This is a genomic window from Verrucomicrobiaceae bacterium (assembly GCA_016713035.1).
GTDB lineage: Bacteria > Verrucomicrobiota > Verrucomicrobiia > Verrucomicrobiales > Verrucomicrobiaceae > Prosthecobacter.
Window position 1 is genome coordinate 677133 of the sequence record JADJPW010000001.1, and the last position, 19875, is coordinate 697007.

Here is a 19875-nt window from a genome sequence, read left to right on the forward strand (position 1 = left end):
AGTTTGTGCCCGCAACCCGTTTTTTGCGAAAGCTCAATTTTTGACCCGCTGCCACCATTCCAGCGCAAAACCGAGCCCTGCGCCGAATCCCAGACCATGCAAGAGACCCCAACCGAGCTTAGCAAGCGTGGCGACCTCTCGCTTTTCCCAACCGGAGATGCCGCGATCCAGCAGGCCATACATCCAGGCACTCCCGGCGAAATAACCCGCCGTATGCAGGACAAACAATGCCACAGCTCCAGCCCAAAAGCCCGCTGGCCGGCCGAGTCCGCGCCACATCATCCATGCCATCGTGACGGTGCCAGCCGCAGCACCCAGCCACTCCCCTGCCGGACCACCGAGCATGAACCACGCCGCACTCCAGAGAGCCGCGTAGAGCACAAAGGCGGGCAAAAACAGCGCATAGAAGCGGCGCATGCGGTTTTCCCCCTGCAAAAGGCCACTCAGGGCCAAACCGGTGCCAGCGAGATACACGAGGGCGATGAGTGCATACATGCCACCTTCGCTGCCAGCGGCTTTCGGCGCAAAAGCCCAGATGGAGTATGCCGCGAGGCTCACGAGTCCCAAACCGAAGCCGCCATACACAGCGGAGCGTAAGATAGAATTCTTCATCACTGCATCAAAACGAGCTAAGACCTCGCTTCTCACGCGTTTCAAAGCACATGCGTTTTATCCTTCCTCTTCTTCTGGCCAGCCTAGCCCTTTCGGCTTTGCTCGTCCCGGCCCAGGAGGGTGGTGATGCAGCACAGGGCGGCACACCGAAGAATTTCGGCATCCAAGATGGCTCCACGGCGGAGAATCCGCGTGAGAACAGTCAGTATCGTGGTCGTGAGTATCCAGACTGGTCGGTGAGCAAAGCGATGCCCAATGACGTCTTCACCTTTGCCCGACTTCGCTATAACTCAGCCTATAGTGGACGTGGTGGTCGCGGGCGGAATCGGAACTGGGCCACGGACTACCCAGACTCCGACCTGAACATGTCCTACCGCCTCCAGCAGCTCACATCGCTCCAGGTGAACCCGAATGGGGCCGTGGTGGACATCGAGGCAGATCAGATGCGTCATTACCCCTTTCTCTACATGATCGAGGTCGGGCACATCGACCTCAGGGACGAGGAAGCACTAACCATGCGTAACTACATGCTCAATGGCGGCTTCATCATGGTGGATGACTTTTGGGGCACGGAAGCCTGGGAGAATTTCGATATCGCGCTGAAACAAATCTGGCCTGACCGGAAGATCGAGGAGATACCGCTGGAGCATGAGATTTTTCACTGCGTCTTCCCCATCAAGGTGAAGCCGCAGATCCGCACATCCGCTATGCCGAGTACGTCATTCAGCAGGGCATCACCTGGGAGTTCGATAAGCCTGGCAGTGAGCACGTGCATTACCGTGGAGTCTTTGATGACAAGCGCCGCCTCATGATGATCATCTGCTGGAATACAGACACGGGCGAAGGCTGGGAACAGGAAGGCACCGACCCATGGTACTTCCGCGAGTTCTCCGAAAAGTATGCCTACCCGCTGGGGATCAATATCATTTTCTATGCGCTGACGCATTGAGGTAGGCAGTCGGCATGCTTGAAGGAAAAGTGGACCGCTTGTCAGAGCGATGTGAGACCGCATGCGGATGCATGAAAGGTCGCTGACAAATCTGATCATTTTCAGCCACTCCCGAGGATCATCTTTCAATCGAGACATTGAGCTAGGTAGGGGGACTAGGGCATCGTGAGGACGCACAGCCAGAGCAACAGCCGCCCTCAGTCATCCTCAACCCTACACCTCTCGATCCACCACATGAAAAAGCTGCTCCTAGCCCTCGCTACACTACTGTCGCTGCACACTGCCGCTCTCGCTCAAGTCACCACTCTCGTCGGATACAATTTCGACAACCTCGTAAACAATAGTTCTGCAAACGTCCCCTCCACACTCTCCCCATGTGTGACGGCGACGAATCTCACGCTCAATGGACTCAATCAGAGCTTCCACACGACCGGAGGAGTTGGTAATTCCAAATTCCGTTGTTTTAGCGGATGGGACACTACCTATGACTACTCCCTGATTCGCGGCAACCTCGCTCAGTATGCGGATACGCTGGCATTCAATATGACAGTCAATCCAGGTGACATGGTTAGCATTTCGAATCTCTCCCTGGCCTGGAAACGCCCATTCACCAATTCTGTCACTGGACTTAAGGCAAGCATCTTCTGGGCAGATGACAACGGCATCATTCAGCACCGCACCTCCAATAATCTCACGCTGGCTGGCACGGGGGTATGGAACTCCGCCGTCTTCGACTTCACTACTGGCAGCGCTGCATTCCCCACTGGCTCAGCTTCCTCTAATGAAACCTTCCATGTCGAGCTTTATGCCTGGGGCAGCGCTGGAAATATACTCTTTCTCGACAACATTGCGCTCAATGGCACCTGCTCTCCCGTGCCTGAGCCTTCTGGAGCCCTGCTGCTCGGCAGCGCCAGCTTCATTCTCCTGCGCCGCCGCACCCGCAAGTGAAGCGCCCAACTCAAGGCGAGTAAATAATCCCATAGCGCCTCCTCCAAGTAAAAGCCGCGAAGTTTCTTCGCGGCTTTTTCCTGGATACAAGCCCGCCCTCAGAGACGCAACAGGTCGTCATTTTCCGCGAATGACTGAAAAATATGCAAATATCAGCCAATTTTGGCGTTCAGGCTGACATGAAGCGCCTCCTCGCCTCCACTACGACCGTCCTTTGCCTTTCAAGTTTCGTCCTCGCTGCCCCGCAGCCAGAGATGACTGCCGCCGCAAAACAAATCGACACCATCTTGGCTGCCGATTGGGCAAAGCACAAACTCCAAGGCAACCCAACTACGGATGACAATACCTTCGTCCGCCGCATCTATTTAGACACCATCGGGCGCATCCCGACGACACGGGAGGCCGACGCCTTTCTCGCCGATAAAGCCACCGACAAGCGCACCAAGCTCATCGACAAGCTGCTGAATTCCGAGGCCTATGTACAGCATTTCTATAACTACTGGGCAGACGTACTGCGCCTCACCAGCAACGGAAACCAAACAGGAGGTATCACCGGCTCTGCATACGCAAATTTCGTCAAGGACAGCCTCCGCGCCAATAAGCCCTACGACAAATTCGTCGCCGAAATGATCGCCGCTCAAGGCAAAGCCTGGGACAATGGTGCCATCGGCTATTACATGCGTGACCGTGGCATGCCACTCGATAACATGGCGAACACTACGCGCATCTTCCTCGGCACCCGTATCGAGTGTGCTCAGTGCCATAACCATCCCTTTGATAAATGGACGCAGATGCAGTTCTACCAAATGGCCTCCTTCACCTACGGCGTGCAGACCCAGGATTACAGTGGCGGCGTCATCGGTGAAGTGCGTGACATGCTCCGCGAACAAGAAAATGCCGCTCGCAATGCCATCCAGATGCCAAAGCGCCCAGAGCGGCCTCGCTTCAAAGGCAAAATCACCGACGCCGAACGAAAAGAACTCGAAAAGAAATTCGCCGCTGAGATGAAGGACTACGACGCCAAGATCGTCGCCGCCAACAAGCAGCGCCAAGAAGTCTCCGATAAACTGCGCAAAGAGCAGCGCAGCTATCAGGAGTCGATGAATGACATCCGTGACACCATGCGCTACACCAGCGTCAGTGTGCAGGATCGCAAACCCAGCCTCCCCCACGATTACCAGTACACCGACGCCAAGCCTAAGTCCCAAGTCGCCCCTGCCGCCATGATGGGCCATGAGTGCAATGTGCTCCCTGGTGAAACCCAGCTCCAAGCCTACGCCCGCTGGATGACCAGCCCGCAGAATCCCCGCTTCACCACGGTCATCGCCAATCGCCTCTGGAAGCGGGCCTTCGGTCTCGCTCTGATCGAACCACTCGATGAGCTCATGGACACCACCGTCCCCATGATCCCCGAGATGGAAAAACACATCGAGCAACTCGTCATCGACCTGAATTACGACATGAAAGCCGTCATGCGTGTCCTTTACAATACCAAAGCCTACCAAGCCCAGGCCTCACGCCAAGAATACGCCGCAGGCAGCACCTATCACTTCACCGGCCCCCTCCTGCGCCGTATGTCTGCCGAGCAGATGTGGGACAGCTTTGTCACCCTCATCAATCCCAGCCCAGATATGATCAATCAGGCCAACCGTGACGTCATCGAGCAACGCGTCCTCCAGGCCAAAAAGATCGCTGACAGCCTAGAGTCTCTCACCCCTGAAGAAGCCCTCACTGGCCTCAAAAAATCCGCCGACATCTACACCCGCAACCGCAGCACTTCGGACAAGCTCCAAAAGCAATACGTCGAAGCCCGCCGCGTCGCCAAAGAACAAGCTGATAAAGCAGACATGCTCCCAGCCGGCCCTGCTAAAGATGCAGCCTTGGCCAAAGCCAAAGAGCTTCGTGATGCCTCCGACAAAATCCGCAGCGAAGTGAACCGCGTCCAAGATGAAGGTCGCCGCGTCACTTACGCCGAAGTCATCACCACCGGACAAAAGAAGCTCTTCCAAAAAATCACCGGCAAACCCTACCAAAATGTGGCTCTCAATACCAAAGGTGGCACCGAGGCAGCTCCAGCCATGATGGCTGGTGACTCCATGATGATGATGTCCAACGGTACCCGCACCGAAAAGGTCATCATCCCCGGTTACGACCGCAAAGAGCTCACCAAAGAAGAAAAACAGGCCGTCGCCGACAAAGCCCGCGCTGCCTATGCCGAAGAAGCTGAATTCTATGGCATCACCGATAAAAAAGACCTCAGAAACTACGTTAGCACACGCGAACAAGTCAGCCGTAACTGGCTGCGTGCTGCCGAGCTGGAAAGCCCCGCCCCTCGCGGCCATTACCTCCGCGAATTCGGCCAAAGCGACCGCGAAACCATCGAAAACGCCAACAGTGACGCCAGCGTGCCCCAGGCACTCGCGATGATGAATGGCAGCCTCCTGCCACAGATCATCAGCCGTTACAGCCAGCTCATGCTCGGCATCAACAAGGCCCAATACCCGGATGATAAAGTCGAAGCCGCCTACATGGCCATCCTCAGCCGCAAACCTACTACCAATGAAAAAGCTGCATGGCTCAAGGCCCAAGATAACGGCCTCACCAACATGGATGACCTCATCTTCTCGCTCCTGAACACCCAGCAGTTCATCTTCATTCAATAAAGGCCATCCTCAATTTCACCCAAGACAGACAAAGTAACCAACAACACACGCCACACCGCCATGAAACACGACCTCGCCACCAAACTGCTCCGCTCCGGCGAACTCAGCCGCCGCGACTTCGCCGCCAAAACAGCCTCCAGCCTCCTCGGAGTCGGCATGCTCGGCCATTCGCTCACCAGCAAAGGTTTTGCAGCCTTTGAGGGCTCCTCCAAGCTCAAACAAGCTGCCACCGCGAAGAACGTCATTTATCTCTACATGAGTGGTGGTCAGTCCCACCTCGACACCTGGGATGTCAAAGAAGGCGTCGAAACCGCCGGCCCGACCAAGCCCATCAAAACCAGCGCAGACGGCGTCCGTATCTCTGAATACCTGCCACTCACCGCACAGCAGATGCACCACGGCACCATCGTGAACTCCCTCACCTCCACCCAGGGAGCACATGAGCAGGGCAACTACATGATGCACACCAGCTACGAGATGCGCGGCACCATCCGCCACCCTGCCATGGGTGCCTGGCTGAACGTCTTCCAAGGCGGTGGCAACAGCACGCTGCCAAACTTCGTCTTCGTCGGCAACGACAGCCGCCACCCCGGCGCAGGCTTCTTCCCTGCTGCCCAGGCACCGCTTTTCGTCTCCAACCCCGAAAACGGCCTCAAGAACATCAAATCCAGCGTCCCAGAGCCCCAGTTCAAAGCACGCATGGCACTCGCGGATGAACTTGATAAAGACTTCCGCAGCACCTTCCCCCATCGCAACGTCAAGGCCTACGCCGACATGTATGACGACGCCATGGCCATGATGAAATCCGAAGACCTCAAAGCCTTCGACCTCAGCGAAGAGCCCGGTGACCTCCGCGCCGCCTACGGACGCGAAGCCTTCGGCCAAGGCTGCCTTCTCGCCCGCCGCCTCGTCGAGCGCGGTGTCCGCTTTGTCGAGGTCTCCCTCGGCGGCTGGGATACGCACAATGCCAACTTCGTCGCGGTCCCAGAACGCTGCGACACCCTCGATAAAGGGCTCGCCACACTCGTCAGCGACCTGCACAACCGCGGCCTGCTCCAAGACACCCTCATCGTCCTCACCTCCGAGTTCGGCCGCACGCCCGACATCAATCAAAACGTCGGTCGTGACCACTACCCGAAAGCCTTCTCCGCCGTCATGTTCGGCGGTGGCGTCAAAGGTGGCCATGTCCACGGCAAAACAGACAAAGAAGGCCGCGAAGTCGTCGAAGACAAACTCAAGATCATGGACTTCAACGCCACCATCGCCTACGCCCTCGGTCTCCCGCTCGATCAGGTCATCTACAGCCCCAGCAAGCGCCCCTTCACCATCGCTGACAAAGGCCAGCCTGTGACGAGCCTCTTTGCCTAAGGCATCCAAAAAAGCCCATCACCCCACAATGAAGGCGCGGACTCACCTCCGCGCCTTTTTTTCGCCCCCATTGCCCCTCTCGCCGCAATATAGCATTCCAGGCGAGTTTGCTCTCATGGGCCACGTTTGCTAACGAAGAAAAACTCCCCATGCGCCTGCCCCCTGCCCTCCTTTTTGCCTTCCTGACTGCCACCGCCGCAGCGCAGCCCTTTGAACTCAGGCCCCATGACGTCATCGCCCTCACGGGTGGCTCCAACATGGAGCGCACGCGATTCAATGGCTATCTGCAAACCAGCCTCATCGCCTCCAAACCAGAGCTGAAGATCAAAGTGCGCAATTTCGGCTGGGAAGGCGACACCGTCTTCGAGCAATGGCGCGACGGCGGCCACACCGAAAATCTCGATCCCAAACGCGCTGCCGCCGAGAAACGCATCCAGGCCGAAACCGGCACCGATAGCTGGCGGCAACAACGCGACTGGCGCCAGCAGCTCAAAGAAGTCGGCGCGACGGTGGTGATCGCTCAGTTCGGGCAGATGGAATCGCTGAATGGTGTCGAAAAGCTTCCGCAATTCATCGCAGCGTATGAGCGGCTCATCGCCGAGTTTGCGGATGAAGGAAGGCGCGTGGTGCTGGTGGCTCCTGTTTCATTCTTCAAGAAAGAGGAATCAAGCTGGCCCAACTTAACCAAGCGGAATTCCAACCTAATTGCCTACTCCTCAGCTATTCGCGAATTGGCAATGCGGCAAAGTTTGTTGTTTGTTGAACCAGATTTCACAGCATGGATGGGGACACCTCCGAAGATCACTTCGAATGGCTACCAGTTGACTGATGCAGGGTACCGCTTACTCACACAAAGCATCACGAAAACACTGGGACTCACAATCAAGCCTGAATCCGAGGTCAATGCCATCCGCACCCAAGTCCTCGAATTCGAGCGCCTCTGGTTCGACTACTGGCGACCCATGAACTGGGCTTTCCTCACGGGCGACCGCACGAACGTGCCTTACTCGAAGGACTGGAAGGACACCTCCAAGCGCATCTTCCCCCAGGAAATGGAGGACTTCCGCCCGTTGCTCGAACAAGCCGAGCAAAACATCTGGAACGCCATTGAGGGCAAGCCAGTCACGCCCATCGGTATCCGCTCATCCATCCCCGTCGAGCCACCGACAGCGAAACCACAATCGCCGGAGGAAGAACTGGCGTCGTTTCAGATCATGGACGGCTTTGCGGTCAATCTCTTCGCCAGCGAGAAGGACGGCATCATCAAACCCATCCAGATGCGCTGGGATGAACACGGGCGCTTGTGGGTGGCATGTGCGTTGAGCTATCCGCAGATCAAACCAGGCGAAAAAGCCAACGACTACGTCCTCGTCTGCGAAGACACCGATGGCGACGGCAAAGCGGACAAATCTCACAAGTTCGTCGAAGGCCTTTTCATGCCCGCAGGCATCGAACTCGGTGATGGCGGCCTGTATGTAGCTCAGGGCACCGAATTGCTGCACTTCAAAGACACCGACGGCGATGGCAAAGCGGACAAGCGGCGCATTGTTCTCGGCGGATTCGGCACCGCCGACTCGCATCAGATGATCAACTGCATCAACTGGGGCTTCGGCGGCGAGCTGTGGTTCACACAGGGCCACCACATCTACTCGCGTGTCGAGACGCCGTTTGGCGTCGAGACACTCAACCGCGCTGGCGTCTGGCGCTACCGCCCACGCACTGGCCATCTAGATCCCTTTTTCCAGTGGTCCTCCGCTGGGGCGAACTGCTGGGGCGTCGTCACCACCGAATACGGCCAACCGTTTCACAAAAGTGGTGCCAACATCGGCTCCTACTATTCCACCCCTGGACTCGTGCGCTCCGATCTCGCCGTGAATGCGCAGGCGCTGAACCTCTGCCTCGCGCCGATCAAGCAAGTCGGTCAGGAGTTCCTCCATAGCAGCATGTTCCCGCAGGAGATGCAGGGCCGCGTGCTCATCGGCGGCTACTACGCCAACTTGCTCGAATGGCATGAGCTAAAGCTCGAAAACGGCCTCTTTTCGACCACACGCCTTCCCAACATCATCGAAACGAAAAACAACGTCTTTCGCCCCGTCGAAGTCCGCATGGGCCCCGATGGCGGCATCTACGTCGCAGACTGGTACAACCCCATCATCGGCCACTATCAGGCCAGCTACCGCCACCCCGACCGCGACAAACAGCACGGCCGCATCTGGCGCGTGACCTGGAAAAACGGCAAAAAGGTCAACCCAGTCAATCTCGTCCAAAAAAGCACCGAAGAGCTCCTGGAACACCTCGACTCCAAAGAACGCTGGGCCTGGTATCAGTCGAAGCGCCTCCTCATCGAACGCGACGCCAAGGAAGTCACAGCGGCACTTGATGCCTGGTGGCCAAAACAAAACGACTACCGCCAACTCCAAGCCCTCTCGCTCTACGAAGCCCACGAAACCCCACGCCCCGAGCTGCTCAAAACACTGCTGCGCAGCCCCGACGCCCGCATCCGCGCCTACGCCACACGCACCCTCTCCACCTGGGCACGCGATGGCCACCTGCCAGACGCCTTGAAGCTCCTCGAAGCCCAAATCGCCGATGATGATGCCCTCGTGCGTCTGGAGGCCATCGTCGCGGCCAGTTATGTGCCTGGCGGAGCCAAAATCGCCGTGCGAGCATTAGACAAGGACTTCAACGCCTACCACCTCCACGCCCTCACCAAGACCCTGCACGCCACCAATGCGCAGTGGTCCACCAAGCTCGACTTTGAAAAAGACGAGCACCTCATCTTCGCCCTCCAAAGTGGCTGGGTAGAAAACAACCCCGACGACCTCAAAAACCTCAGCGGTGCCCCCGTGGCCTACAAGCCAAATACAGGCGGAAAAGCTGCCGCCATCATGCGCGATCAAATCACCCGGCACGAAGGCAATCCCGAGCGTCAGGCGACATGGCTCAAAGCCCTCGCTGCCGTCGCCAGCGTGGACGATGTGCCCTTCATTTTCGAACGCGGAGGCCAAAATACCGCCGTTTTAGCCGCGCTACGCTCCGCCAAGCCGCAAAACGCCGAAACACTGCTCAAACCACTTTTTGAGAGCCAAAACCCCGCTTTGAGAGCGCAGGGCGTCCGCCTCGCTGGAGCTTGGAAAGTCGCTTCTTTTGCCGAGCTTATCCGAAAACTCGCTTTCGAGGAAAAATCGCAGCAGGCGCTGGATGCGCTCATCAGCCTCAAACCGGACGAAGTCGTCGCACACACGCTACAGGGCCTACAAAGTGCCGAAAAAGCCGCACCGCTGCTCAATGCCCTCGTTTCTCGTGCCGAAGGCCACAGTGCTCTCATGCGTGCCTTGCAAAAGGCCGATGCCATCCCGGCAGCGAAAGCCAAGATCGTCCTGCAAGCGCTCAACAGCCTCGGCAAGACCGACGCCAAGCTCTCGCCGTTGCTCATGAAGCTCGCTGGCATCAATACCGCACTGCCCACCTACACGCAGGACTACCTGCGCAACGTCGTAAAGGCAGCGAACACCTTTGGAAATGCGGCAGAAGGCAAAAAGATCTATGAATCCGCAGGCTGTATCGCCTGCCACACGCCTGGGCCTGCGCAGAGCAAAATCGGCCCCGACTTGAGCGCCATCGCCCGAGGTTTGCCCATCGACATGATCGTCACCGAAGTCGTCTGGCCCGCGCTAAACGTGAAGGAAAACTACGAAGCCGCCACCGTCACCTTAAAGGACGGCAGCGTTCTCACTGGCTTCAAACAGACCGAAACCGCGGAGGCCATCGGCCTCCGCGACATGGCCACCGGCACCATGAAGCAGATCAAACGCAGCGACACCCAAAAGATCCAAACCGGCGGCACCGTCATGCCCGACGGTTTGACTAGCACGATGAACGAGCAACAGCTCGCCCACCTTATCAAATACCTCAGCGAGCTGGGAAAGTAACTACCGCTAAAGTTCATGGCGACAGTCCTTTACAAAGCTTTTCAGACAACCGTCAATCGCCTTGTAAAAGGCGACTTAGCAAAGGAAGTAGCGGTTGTTGAGGCACTTCTTCTTGGTATACTTGGATTCAATCCTGAAGTGCGTCATGGTTGCCAAATGGGATATCAACAATTGGTCACAGAGGAAAGACATAAGATCGCAGCGATGCGGAGTTTGTACTTAAGCGTGGAGGAGATCGCCCGTCGGCTCGGACGGCACCGGAGCACGCTCTACCGCGAACTCAAGCGCAATGCCTCGGCGCATGACGGCAACTACCGCGCCTCGCACTCGGTGCAAAAAGCCAGCGGCAGGAAGAGTCGCTCTAGGCGCAACGGCCGCTTTGGGGCAGATGACTTCGTGTGGATCGAGAGGTTGATCCGTCTCCATCTCAGCCCCGAGCAGATCGTCGGCAGGATGAGACAGGAAGGCACGAAGGTCATGAGTCATGAAACCATCTACCGCTGGATCTGGAAGGAAAAGGCAGAAGGCAGCTGGCTTTGGACCTACCTGCGCGGAGCCCGCAAGCAGCGGCGGAAACGCTACGGCCCCTACGACAGCCGAGGCCGTCTGGCGGGCAAGAAGATGATCGGCAGCCGCCCAGCGTCTGTCGAGAGCAGGAAGCGCATCGGTCACTGGGAATCGAAACGAAGTGGAGATAGACAGGAGCGAACGCGACGTGCCCGAAGGGTGAGCGAAGCGAATCAAATCGATACTGTGCATGGCAAGAGCACCGCGTGCGTGCTCACCGTGGTGGAACGGCGCACGGGCCTGGTGCGCCTCGGAGCGCTGCGGCGTGCGACCAAGGAGCTGACCACTCGCCGAACTCTATCTCTGCTCGGCAAAGAAGCCCATCGGGTCCGAACCATCACGGCAGACAACGGCTGCGAGTTTCACGACTACAAGAAGATCGAAACCGGACTGAAGATCGATTTCTACTTTGCCAAACCGCACCATGCCTGGGAGCGCGGTAGCAATGAGAACACCAATGGCCTGCTCAGGCAGTATCTGCCCAAAGGCACGGACCTCGCCGGACTCACCCAGCCGCAGTGCAATCGCCTCGCCGAGATCCTCAACAACCGGCCCCGCAAGCGCCTCGGATACAAGACCCCAAACGAGGTTTATTACTCACGTCCAGTTGTCGCACTTCAAAGCTGAAAGTATTATACCTCCATAGTCTCTCAATCAGGTTCAGATTGGGGCTATAGGCAGGCAAAAACAACAGCTTAGTGTCCTTGCAACCGCATACTTCATCACCAGCTTGCAATGCTGGTAGCGTGCATTGAACCTGGATTATGCAATTGAGTAAGCGAACGGCGGTGGGCGAGCCTCGATTTGGCGGAAGATAGCGTCCATCCAGGGACGTTTTTGCCAGGCAGTGAGAGCTTGAGCACTCGCTTTCGAGCGTGTTGTCTGACCCAACCGCCTATTGCAAAGCAATAGGATCGCAGCATCGCCAAGGTGGCTTGATTGTGACTGTTGAGTCCAAAATGCCGGAACAGACTCATCAGATTGTAGGCCACCATGATGAAGCGGAACGAGGCCTCCGTGGCCCAAAGCCGAGCTGCCCGGCGGGCAGCGAGACAGACTGCACGCAGTGCAGCCCGCAGGGCGAGGGAGCCGTGAGGCGGCGACCGAGTCAACTCCTGCAGGCAGAACGCGTCGAGGCCGAAGTCTTGCTTCAACTCTTTGATCCTGTTCTCGCAGTCGGCCCGAGTGTTGTAGATATACCATATCTGATCGAGCGGCAGGTCGAGATTGGTCACATACAGGCTAAAGCCAATGCCGCTAAGCAAAAAAGCGAAGAGGAGCGAAAAGAGTGCTGTACAACTGAGTAGCTGAGTCAACTAGCGGTAGATGGTAAAGCCATCCAGCCCACCGCGATACGAACATCATCTCTCTGCACGCATCCGCAAAAACTCGGCGTCGAGCAGTTGCCCGAGGAACTGCGGGCAGAGCCAACGCACCAAGGGCCGCGACGCAAACTTCTCGGTTGGCAACTCATCGCCGGCATGGTCGCCCAAAGTCTGCACGCTTGCGGCAGCCTACAGCAGATCATCGGTCGTTATTTTGCTGTGCGCATCAGGCTCCGCGGCGCTAAGCCAGCGTCGTTTGAAGATATCCACCCAAGCTTTCGATGCCTGCATGCGCCACTCCCTGGTGCCGCTAGCCTGTGAGCAGCGGCATCCAGCGTGTTTTTTCGCCGGGCTGCGCTTGGTCGGCATCGACGGTGGGCAGTGGAACCTGCTTAACACCGTGCAGATCAACGCCCAAGTGCCCAAAAGCCGCAGTCGTCGTGCGCAGGCAGCCTTTGCCAAGCTCTCCATGAGCACGCTGGTCGAGCTCGGCACCCATGCACCGCTGGCCGTATCGATGTCACTGGGTGCGCTCAATGAGAAATCGCTGGCCGATCCGCTGCTCGCCGCGCTACCAGCTCGCAGCCTGCTCATCGCCGACCGCTATTACGGGCAGGCTCCGATGCTCAAAGAACTGCAAAAACATTCGCAGCGCACGCAGAGTCACTTTTTTGGTCCGAGTGCGGCAAAAGCTCTCCGTGCGAGTGCAAAGCGTGCATGCCGATGGCAGTGCGGAGGTGGTGGTGAGTCTGCGCGAGCGTGAGAGCCCATGCGCAGACTCGTCAACAACAGCTCCGTCCAAAGCTGACGAGAAGCAGACACCCGAGGCGAACAAAGCGCGGGGCCGCCCGCGCAAACATCCGCCGATGCGCCAGAGCGAGTTGCCAGTGCGCGAGATCGTGGGGCGAGTGCGCAACGCCGCTGGAGAGTGGGTGAAGGTGCGGCTGTGGACGAGCCTGAGCGTGCAGCAGGGCAGTGCGCGTGAGTTGTTGGCGTTGTATGCGAAGCGCTGGGAACAGGAAGTCTTTTACAAAGAACTCAAGCTCGTGCTTCACGGAGGGCATTTGCTCAGCGCACAACGCACCGAGACAGCACAGCAAGAACTCGCCGCGCTCCTCATCGCCAGCTCACTGGTGGCTGAGGAGCGACTAGCCTGCGCACAGAGCAGTGAGGATGAAGAAGTCCGGCAGGCAGGAGCGCTGCGCATCAGCATGAGCCACTGTTTGGAGCACACCGTAGCGCTGCTACTGGTGCTGGAGGCAGCGCAGGGCCTCATGGACGAGGCGGCACAAGGAGTGCTGGTGCGCCGAGTGCGAGAGCAAATCGCCCAAGCCGCGTTGCCAGCGCGACGAAGACGTAGTTGCCAGCGCAAGGTGCGACAGCCCGTGAGCAAATGGCCACGCCTGCTCTCGACCTCTTCTCTCCAAGCCAGCGACGATCTCATCATCGACCCTTTTGCTTAGCGGCATTGAGGCTAAAGCGGTAGTCGGGCAGGTCGTCGAAGAGCAACTTGCCTCCGGCCTGTGAACGGCGACTGATCTGCTTACGCACCACAATGTGCCGACGCGCCTTGGCCTTCGGATCGGCTGGCTGATGCCGCCACTCTTTGACTGCGATGCCGGGGCAGATTTCCACCCAGTCCTTCATGCCGTGGACCTCGTTCTTGATGTTGGAGTAGGCCCGCGCGGCGATGATGTAGTTGAGGCTGCGCTCTTCCAACGCGCTCAGGATTTCGTCGGTATAAAAACCGCTGTCGCCACGCACGAGGCCCACCTTCACTCCCGCGAGCGCCTCATCGAAAGTCTCGCGCATGAACTCGACGCAATTGGAGCACGCTGCCGTGTTGCCCGGGCGCAGCCATGCGTTGGCTACCATGCGTGTCTGGCTGATGAAGGCCATGAGCGGATGGTGCGAGTTGCGCCCTTTGCGGTTGGGGTTGTAGCCCTTGGCAGCGCCTTCCTGGCTGCCATCGCGCGTGATGACCGTGCTGTCGAAGTCCACCGTCACTGCTCCCACGTTGATTTGCGCAAAGAACCACTTCTGTAATGCTGGGAACACCACCGTGTTGCGCGCATGAGAGAACTTGCCGAAGAACCGGCTGTAGGTGCTTTGGCTTGGCAGGCCTCATAGCCAAAAATGGCTGCAAGCGTTTGATCCTGGCGCAACCAATCGCAGTGGATGTAGCGGCTAGCCCCCCGTCCAGATGCCAAGCCAAAAGCTTTCGATGATCTGCACCGAATCATACGCTCGATTCGACCCGCCTTGAGGCAGATCCAAGGTGGCCAGATGTTCGCGGATACCAGTCTGATCCACAAAACGCTTCATCAACGCCATGCCGCCAAAGGGCGTCACAGGCTTGTCGGAGTATTCAATCGGTAGATTCACCATCACGGTGATTCTGCCACACGCGTCAATCCCTCGTAGTAACACCCCTTCGCTTCACTCCAGCTACTCTATTGCATTATCCAGGTTGAATAGCACCAGAGTGATTGGCACTTTAAAATGTTTAAGGTGGATAGCATCCATCTGTTCAATGAACATTTACGTATTGATGCTGCCGGGCGTCCACTCGCTGATGATCCCATGGCTATGGCTGTCGATGGCTACCAGCATACTGTAGCGCTGCCTGCCCAATGCGCTCAAAATTGAACATGCGCGCGACGTACCTCAGCGTACCCAGAAATGCCCTCATGAAGAAGTGTACTGCGTCCACGAAGAGCACCTCTTTCGCTGCCCCTTGGCCGCCAGCTCCAGGCGCGGCAGCAGCACCTGCTTGTAAAAGTCGAACTGCAACTGCTCGTCACACTAGAGCATTTTAAATTATAATGTAGAATAGTGTCAAGGTGGTGCTATTGGAAAGCATGGCCACTCTCTCCCTAGATCTTCGTCAACGCATTATCAGCACCTGCGACCGCGGTGAAGGCACGCAGGAACAGATTGCCCGGCGCTATGGGGTCTCCTATGGCATGGTCAAAAAGCTGCTCCAGCAGCGGCGCAAGACCGGTTGCATCAAGCCTCGACATCACCTTGCCGGACGCAAAAAGAAGATCGTGTCCGAACACCGCATCGCCATCCGCAAGCAACTCCAGCGTAAACCTGACATGACCCTGGCCGAGTTGCGCGACGCCCTGGGGCTGGAGTGCACGTTGCCCGCCATCCACTATGTGCTCGTGGATATGGGGCTGACATATAAAAAAAGACGCTCCGCGCCGCTGAACAAGACCGCGAAGACGTCGCCAAAGCGCGGCGGCAGTGGAAGCGCAAGCAAGGCGGGCTAGAGCCCTGGCGTCTGGTGTTCCTCGACGAGAGCGGAGCCAAAACCAACATGACCCGATTGAGAGGACGTGCACCGCGAGGCAAGAGGTTGCATGCCGCAGCGCCCTGCGGCCGCTGGCAGAGCACGACGATGATCTCCTCCATCCGGCTGGATGGCACCACGGCCTGCATGCATCTGCCGGAAGCCGCCGACACGGCAGCCTTCGTGACCTACCTCGCCGAGGTGCTCTGCCCGACGCTGCGCAGGGGCGATATCGTGGTCATGGATAACCTCGCCGTGCACAAAAGCCCGCAAGTGGCGGCATTGATTGAAGCGGTGGGAGCTGAAGTAAGGTTCCTGCCAGCCTACTCGCCGGACCTCAATCCGATTGAGAAGATGTGGAGCAAGATCAAAGCCTCCCTGCGCAGCACCGAGGCCCGCACTCCTGAGGAGCTCGACCAGGCCATCAGCCTCGCCTTCTCAAAAGTCACAGCCAAAGATGCCGCCGGTTATTTTAACTCTTGCGGTTATAGTATTATTTAAATTGCTCTAAGCTGCGGCGTGAGCAGCAAGCCATCGGGCTGTCGCGTGGAGGGATGACCACCAAGCTGCTGGCTGCCGTTGATGAAGACGGCCTGCTCTGCGACTTCGTGCTGTGCGCGGGCAATTTCCACGACCTCACCGCCGTCCGTCTGATGCTTGAGTCCTTTCGCGGCACGCATGTGGTGGGCGACAAAGGCTTCGACAGCCTAGCGTTCCGTCAGGCACTCATGGAGCACGGGGCCGCTGGCAGCACGATCCCGCGCAAAGGCTACCAGACCCTCGACGAGCAGCCACAGCCTTTTGACCGCCAGAACTACGCCACGCGCCATCTCGTCGAAAACTTTTTCCAGCACATGAAGGCTCACAAGAGGCTTGCCATGCGTTCGGAGAAAACAGCCTATTCCTTCGCTGGCTTCATCTCTTTCGCCGCACTCCTGGACAGAACTCACCTCGCTTGATTTGCGAAGACACCGCCTAGCCCGGCACGGCAGCGGCATTGAGAAACTTGTAGCCCAGACGGTGCATGGTGCGGCGTGCCTGACTGCCGCTGAGCAGTATGCCAGTGAGCGACTCGAGTGCGTGCCACCGCCGCCTTGGAGTCGGCCATCGGCATGGCGGCGAAGCTTCAGCTCAGGCAATCCAAGAAAGGTTCCATGCTGTTGTCGGGCTTATAGACCGGTTCTCAAAAAGAATGTCATAAACGCGTCTTTGGGCGGCACTGGGACTGAAGGATGGATGGCTGGTCGAACAAAGAGCGTAGGGACTCGATGATACGGTCCTGAAGTTGCTCGGAAGTCTTGGCGATCCAGCCGTTGAACCAGTCGGCCTTCATGCGCAGCCACAAGCGTTCGATGGCGTTGAGATCGGGCGAGCGTGGTGGCAGATACTCGGGCTCAAAGTGGTGCCAGTTAAGACTCTTGGTCTTGTGCCATGAGGCGTTGTCGAGCACCAGGATGGCGCGGCGTCCTGCCACGTGCGGATTCTCCTCAGCTAGAGTGTCAAGGAACACCTGAAAAGTGACGCTGTCGCACAGGTTGAAGAGCAGTGCGCCGAGACGTCCATCTTTGGGCCGCACTGCGCCAAACACATTGTAGCGGATGTGCTCGCCGAGATAAGGTGAGTGGCGCACCTTGCCGATCTTGGTCCAGGTACGGCGCGGGCGCGGATCGCCTTCAAAGCCGCTTTCGTCGCTGAACCACAAGTCGACGCTCGGATCGGCCACCCAGCGCTGGAGCTTTTCGCAGAAGGCTTGGCGCTTGTCCTCATCCTGATTGAGCGGCCAAGGGCGCGGAACTTTGAGGCGGTAATCGTGCTCGTGGAGATAGCGCACGGTGGTGCTGTAGCCGAGTTGCGTTTGCAGGTTCTGCTTGATCCAGCCGTGCAACTTCACCGCAGTCCAGTGGCTCTGTCCAGCCAGCGACGGATCTTCGATGAGAGGTAGGATTTTACCGCTCACTTGTTCCTTGGGCAGGATTCGGCGACGGCCGCTGCTACGCCCAGGAATGAGACCCATCAAGGCCGGCGAGATTGAAGGCTTGGATAAAGCGCAAAACCTGCCGCAGGCTGAAGCCTGAGAGGTCAGCGACTTGCTCGCGGCTCTTGCCTTCATAAAGCCAGCGCAGCGCTTGAAGCCGACGAAAGCCCTTCTTCGTGGGTGAGCAATCCATCGCCACGCAGACCTCTTCCAAGGTCGCGTTTTCGAGATTGAGTGTGATGCACGGGCGGGCCACCGCCGCCTATTAATTACCGCAATTCTAAAAAGTACAGCCTCAATATGACATTATTTTTGAGAACCGGTCTATGCTTTTCGAGCTTTGCTTTTCACAATTTATGATAACGCCAAAAATATCCAAGGCTGAAAGCGGTCTGAAGACCCAATGTTGGGCTTTACTTAAGACAAGGTAAGTTGGCTTGGAGTGGCCGCTTACTCTTGGGGGGTGTGGGAGGTGGGGATGACCACGCCTTGCGGCTTTTCGTCTGGGGCTTTTTCTTCTTCGCCGACGAGGTTGTCTTTGGCCTTGGGCGTGTCAGCGACCTGAGTGGCTGGGGCTTTGGGAGATGGGGTTTTTGCGACTTGGGCGGACGCGTCTGAGAATGTGTAGGCCCAGATCCCAGCGCCACAGAGCACGAGAGCGGCGGCTGCCATGGCCCACTGCGGGGGGGACATCCAAGAACGGAAGGCCTCGCTCAAGCTCTGCATGAATGAGGGTGCAGCAGCTGGCATGGCGGCATCCTCGCGCAGGCGGCGATGGAGGCGGGTCAGGAGCTCGTCCGTGAAGCCTTCGCCGGGCGTCTCATACCGCTTTAGGCGGATGAGGCGCTGGATGTCTTCGAATTCGTCTTTCATAATGTCGTGTCGTGTAGGGTGTTCGTGCGGAGGGAGCGTGTATTATTTAACAAAGTCTTCGAGATACGATTGTAGTAAACGGTGGGCATAAAACAGGCGAGACCTGACAGTTCCTTCGGAGACCCCCAGAATCTTACTGATGTCCGCATGCTGAAGCCCCTGTATGTCGTACAAGGTCACCACCGTGCGATGGTCTTCAGACAGCTTCATCATGGCTTCGTTTAATTTTTTTTGAAGCTCATGGATGTTTACTTCCCTTGATACACCGGTCTTGGAGGTGGTTACAGCGATGAAATCCGGGTCGTTCTCAATGCCTGTATCTACATCGTCAAGACTGACCTTTACATGACGCCCTCGCTTCTTGATGTGATTAAGGGTCATATTTACCGCAATGCTATAAAGCCAGGTATAGAATGAGGATTTTCCCATGAATCTATCTAGGGAGCGGTGAGCCTTTGCGAAAACCTCCTGCAAAAGGTCTGCTGTGTCTTCGCGATTGGAGGTCATGTTATAGACCATTCCGTAGAGCTTGGGCGTGTATTTCCGCACCAGGTCATCAAAGGATCGCATGTCACCTTTTTGTGCTCGATCGACGAGGATGCGGTCCTCGGCGGCGCTACTTTGCTGCGCAGTTTCCACGGGTGCCACAGGGGCCGGCAGGGCGGTGAGAGTCGTCGGATCAGGCATGTTCGGGAGGTGTCTGTATGTGCAATGTTATGACAATCCTTACTTTGGATTGTTGGATTTTTCCCATAAGTGGTCGATGCAAATTTGTGACCAAGTTTCTAATTGATCACGCCGTGCATGCAGTTCCTGGAGGCTCTCGAATCGTAGATCTTGGATGGCTTCTTCATTGGAGCGGACTTCGTCACTGGAGAGCTCAAAGAGGTGTACGACGCCTAAATGCACACTGCCGACTTCTGTGGAGTCGTCATTGATGAGGCCAATGACGCTTTGGGTGTGGGTACCGCCGAGTACGAGCTCTTCACTGATTTCTCGCTCGACGCCATTGTAGTACATTGTTTCGCCCAGGCCATCCTGGGCGGTGTCCACGGGGTTGATATGGCCACCGATGCCGATGGAGCGCTTGGCGACGAGGCGCTTTTCGCCGGAGCTGCCGCCGCGGGTGTAGCTGAGGTATTTCCCTGCGTGATGGAAGATGGCGTAGGGGATGAGTTGTTTGTGGGTGGGGTCTTTTTCAGCAGAGGGCCGCTCCATGAAAAAATTTGCTCCTGTGGCGAGCATTCGCGGGAGATAGCGTGTGGCATCAGGCTGGAAACCCTGAAAGCTGCCGATTTCATCCAATAAAAGACGGGTGATGACGAGTACGTGTTCCATGTGACAAGGGGAGCGAGCATGGAGCGG

18 protein-coding genes and 2 pseudogenes are annotated in these 19875 nt (G+C 57.4%); 11 read left to right on the forward strand and 9 right to left on the reverse strand.

The window, feature by feature from the left end; all coding sequences use genetic code 11:
• Positions 1 to 33 precede the first annotated feature (33 nt).
• Positions 34 to 612: a hypothetical protein gene (locus IPK32_02885; protein MBK8090960.1), complete on the reverse strand. Its 579-nt coding sequence runs from the start codon at positions 610 to 612 to the stop codon at positions 34 to 36.
• 50 nt (positions 613 to 662) lie between these two features.
• Here IPK32_02885 and IPK32_02890 point away from each other — a divergent pair.
• From IPK32_02890 to IPK32_02915, 6 genes and pseudogenes are all read left to right on the forward strand, one after another.
• Positions 663 to 1561, forward strand: a pseudogene (locus tag IPK32_02890) (DUF4159 domain-containing protein).
• 234 nt (positions 1562 to 1795) lie between these two features.
• Positions 1796 to 2509, forward strand: coding sequence for a hypothetical protein (locus IPK32_02895; GenBank protein MBK8090961.1), 714 nt, complete (start codon positions 1796 to 1798; stop codon positions 2507 to 2509).
• Between the two features lie 179 nt (positions 2510 to 2688).
• Positions 2689 to 5172 (forward strand): DUF1549 domain-containing protein, encoded by a 2484-nt coding sequence (locus IPK32_02900; GenBank protein ID MBK8090962.1) that lies wholly within the window; start codon positions 2689 to 2691, stop codon positions 5170 to 5172.
• Positions 5173 to 5232: 60 nt separating this feature from the next.
• Positions 5233 to 6540 carry a DUF1501 domain-containing protein gene (locus IPK32_02905; protein MBK8090963.1) on the forward strand — a complete coding sequence of 436 codons (1308 nt, stop codon included), beginning with the start codon at positions 5233 to 5235 and terminating at the stop codon, positions 6538 to 6540.
• 149 nt (positions 6541 to 6689) lie between these two features.
• Positions 6690 to 10472, forward strand: a complete 3783-nt coding sequence (locus IPK32_02910; GenBank protein MBK8090964.1) for a c-type cytochrome — start codon at positions 6690 to 6692, stop codon at positions 10470 to 10472.
• 156 nt (positions 10473 to 10628) lie between these two features.
• Positions 10629 to 11666, forward strand: coding sequence for an IS30 family transposase (locus IPK32_02915; protein MBK8090965.1), 1038 nt, complete (start codon positions 10629 to 10631; stop codon positions 11664 to 11666).
• A gap of 95 nt (positions 11667 to 11761) precedes the next feature.
• On the opposite strand, the gene IPK32_02920 is transcribed toward IPK32_02915, so the two are convergent.
• Entirely contained in the window at positions 11762 to 12304 is a 543-nt protein-coding gene (locus IPK32_02920) for a hypothetical protein (protein MBK8090966.1), read from the reverse strand.
• Between the two features lie 349 nt (positions 12305 to 12653).
• On the opposite strand from IPK32_02920, the gene IPK32_02925 reads away from it, so the two are divergent.
• Positions 12654 to 13127: a hypothetical protein gene (locus tag IPK32_02925; GenBank protein MBK8090967.1), complete on the forward strand. Its 474-nt coding sequence runs from the start codon at positions 12654 to 12656 to the stop codon at positions 13125 to 13127.
• Positions 13045 to 13827, forward strand: a complete 783-nt coding sequence (locus tag IPK32_02930; GenBank protein MBK8090968.1) for a hypothetical protein — start codon at positions 13045 to 13047, stop codon at positions 13825 to 13827. Before IPK32_02925 ends, IPK32_02930 begins: the two co-directional genes overlap by 83 nt.
• Here the strand turns inward: IPK32_02930 and IPK32_02935 are convergent.
• Both IPK32_02935 and IPK32_02940 read right to left on the reverse strand, forming a co-directional pair.
• Positions 13808 to 14485, reverse strand: a complete 678-nt coding sequence (locus IPK32_02935) for a transposase (GenBank protein MBK8090969.1) — start codon at positions 14483 to 14485, stop codon at positions 13808 to 13810. The genes IPK32_02930 and IPK32_02935 overlap by 20 nt on opposite strands.
• Positions 14486 to 14551: 66 nt before the next feature.
• Complete coding sequence (locus IPK32_02940) at positions 14552 to 14752, reverse strand: hypothetical protein (protein ID MBK8090970.1); 201 nt, start codon at positions 14750 to 14752, stop codon at positions 14552 to 14554.
• Between the two features lie 473 nt (positions 14753 to 15225).
• Between IPK32_02940 and IPK32_02945 the strand changes: the two genes are divergently transcribed.
• The 3 genes and pseudogenes from IPK32_02945 (at position 15226) to IPK32_02955 (ending at position 16621) form a co-directional block, all read left to right on the forward strand.
• A complete protein-coding gene (locus IPK32_02945) occupies positions 15226 to 15642 on the forward strand; it encodes a transposase (protein ID MBK8090971.1) in 417 nt (138 codons plus the stop codon).
• A pseudogene (locus IPK32_02950) lies at positions 15570 to 16163 on the forward strand (IS630 family transposase). Before IPK32_02945 ends, IPK32_02950 begins: the two are co-directional and overlap by 73 nt.
• A gap of 53 nt (positions 16164 to 16216) precedes the next feature.
• Positions 16217 to 16621 carry a transposase gene (locus IPK32_02955; protein MBK8090972.1) on the forward strand — a complete coding sequence of 135 codons (405 nt, stop codon included), beginning with the start codon at positions 16217 to 16219 and terminating at the stop codon, positions 16619 to 16621.
• A gap of 236 nt (positions 16622 to 16857) precedes the next feature.
• On the opposite strand, the gene IPK32_02960 is transcribed toward IPK32_02955, so the two are convergent.
• The 5 genes from IPK32_02960 to IPK32_02980 form a co-directional block, all read right to left on the reverse strand.
• Positions 16858 to 17676, reverse strand: coding sequence for an IS630 family transposase (locus IPK32_02960; GenBank protein MBK8090973.1), 819 nt, complete (start codon positions 17674 to 17676; stop codon positions 16858 to 16860).
• On the reverse strand, positions 17654 to 17893 hold the full coding sequence (locus tag IPK32_02965; protein ID MBK8090974.1) for a helix-turn-helix domain-containing protein: 240 nt from the start codon (positions 17891 to 17893) through the stop codon (positions 17654 to 17656). Before IPK32_02965 ends, IPK32_02960 begins: the two co-directional genes overlap by 23 nt.
• A 194-nt stretch (positions 17894 to 18087) precedes the next feature.
• Positions 18088 to 18510 carry a hypothetical protein gene (locus tag IPK32_02970; GenBank protein MBK8090975.1) on the reverse strand — a complete coding sequence of 141 codons (423 nt, stop codon included), beginning with the start codon at positions 18508 to 18510 and terminating at the stop codon, positions 18088 to 18090.
• Between the two features lie 42 nt (positions 18511 to 18552).
• Positions 18553 to 19197, reverse strand: coding sequence for a sigma-70 family RNA polymerase sigma factor (locus IPK32_02975; GenBank protein MBK8090976.1), 645 nt, complete (start codon positions 19195 to 19197; stop codon positions 18553 to 18555).
• Between the two features lie 39 nt (positions 19198 to 19236).
• Positions 19237 to 19848 carry a hypothetical protein gene (locus IPK32_02980; protein ID MBK8090977.1) on the reverse strand — a complete coding sequence of 204 codons (612 nt, stop codon included), beginning with the start codon at positions 19846 to 19848 and terminating at the stop codon, positions 19237 to 19239.
• Positions 19849 to 19875: the final 27 nt, after the last annotated feature.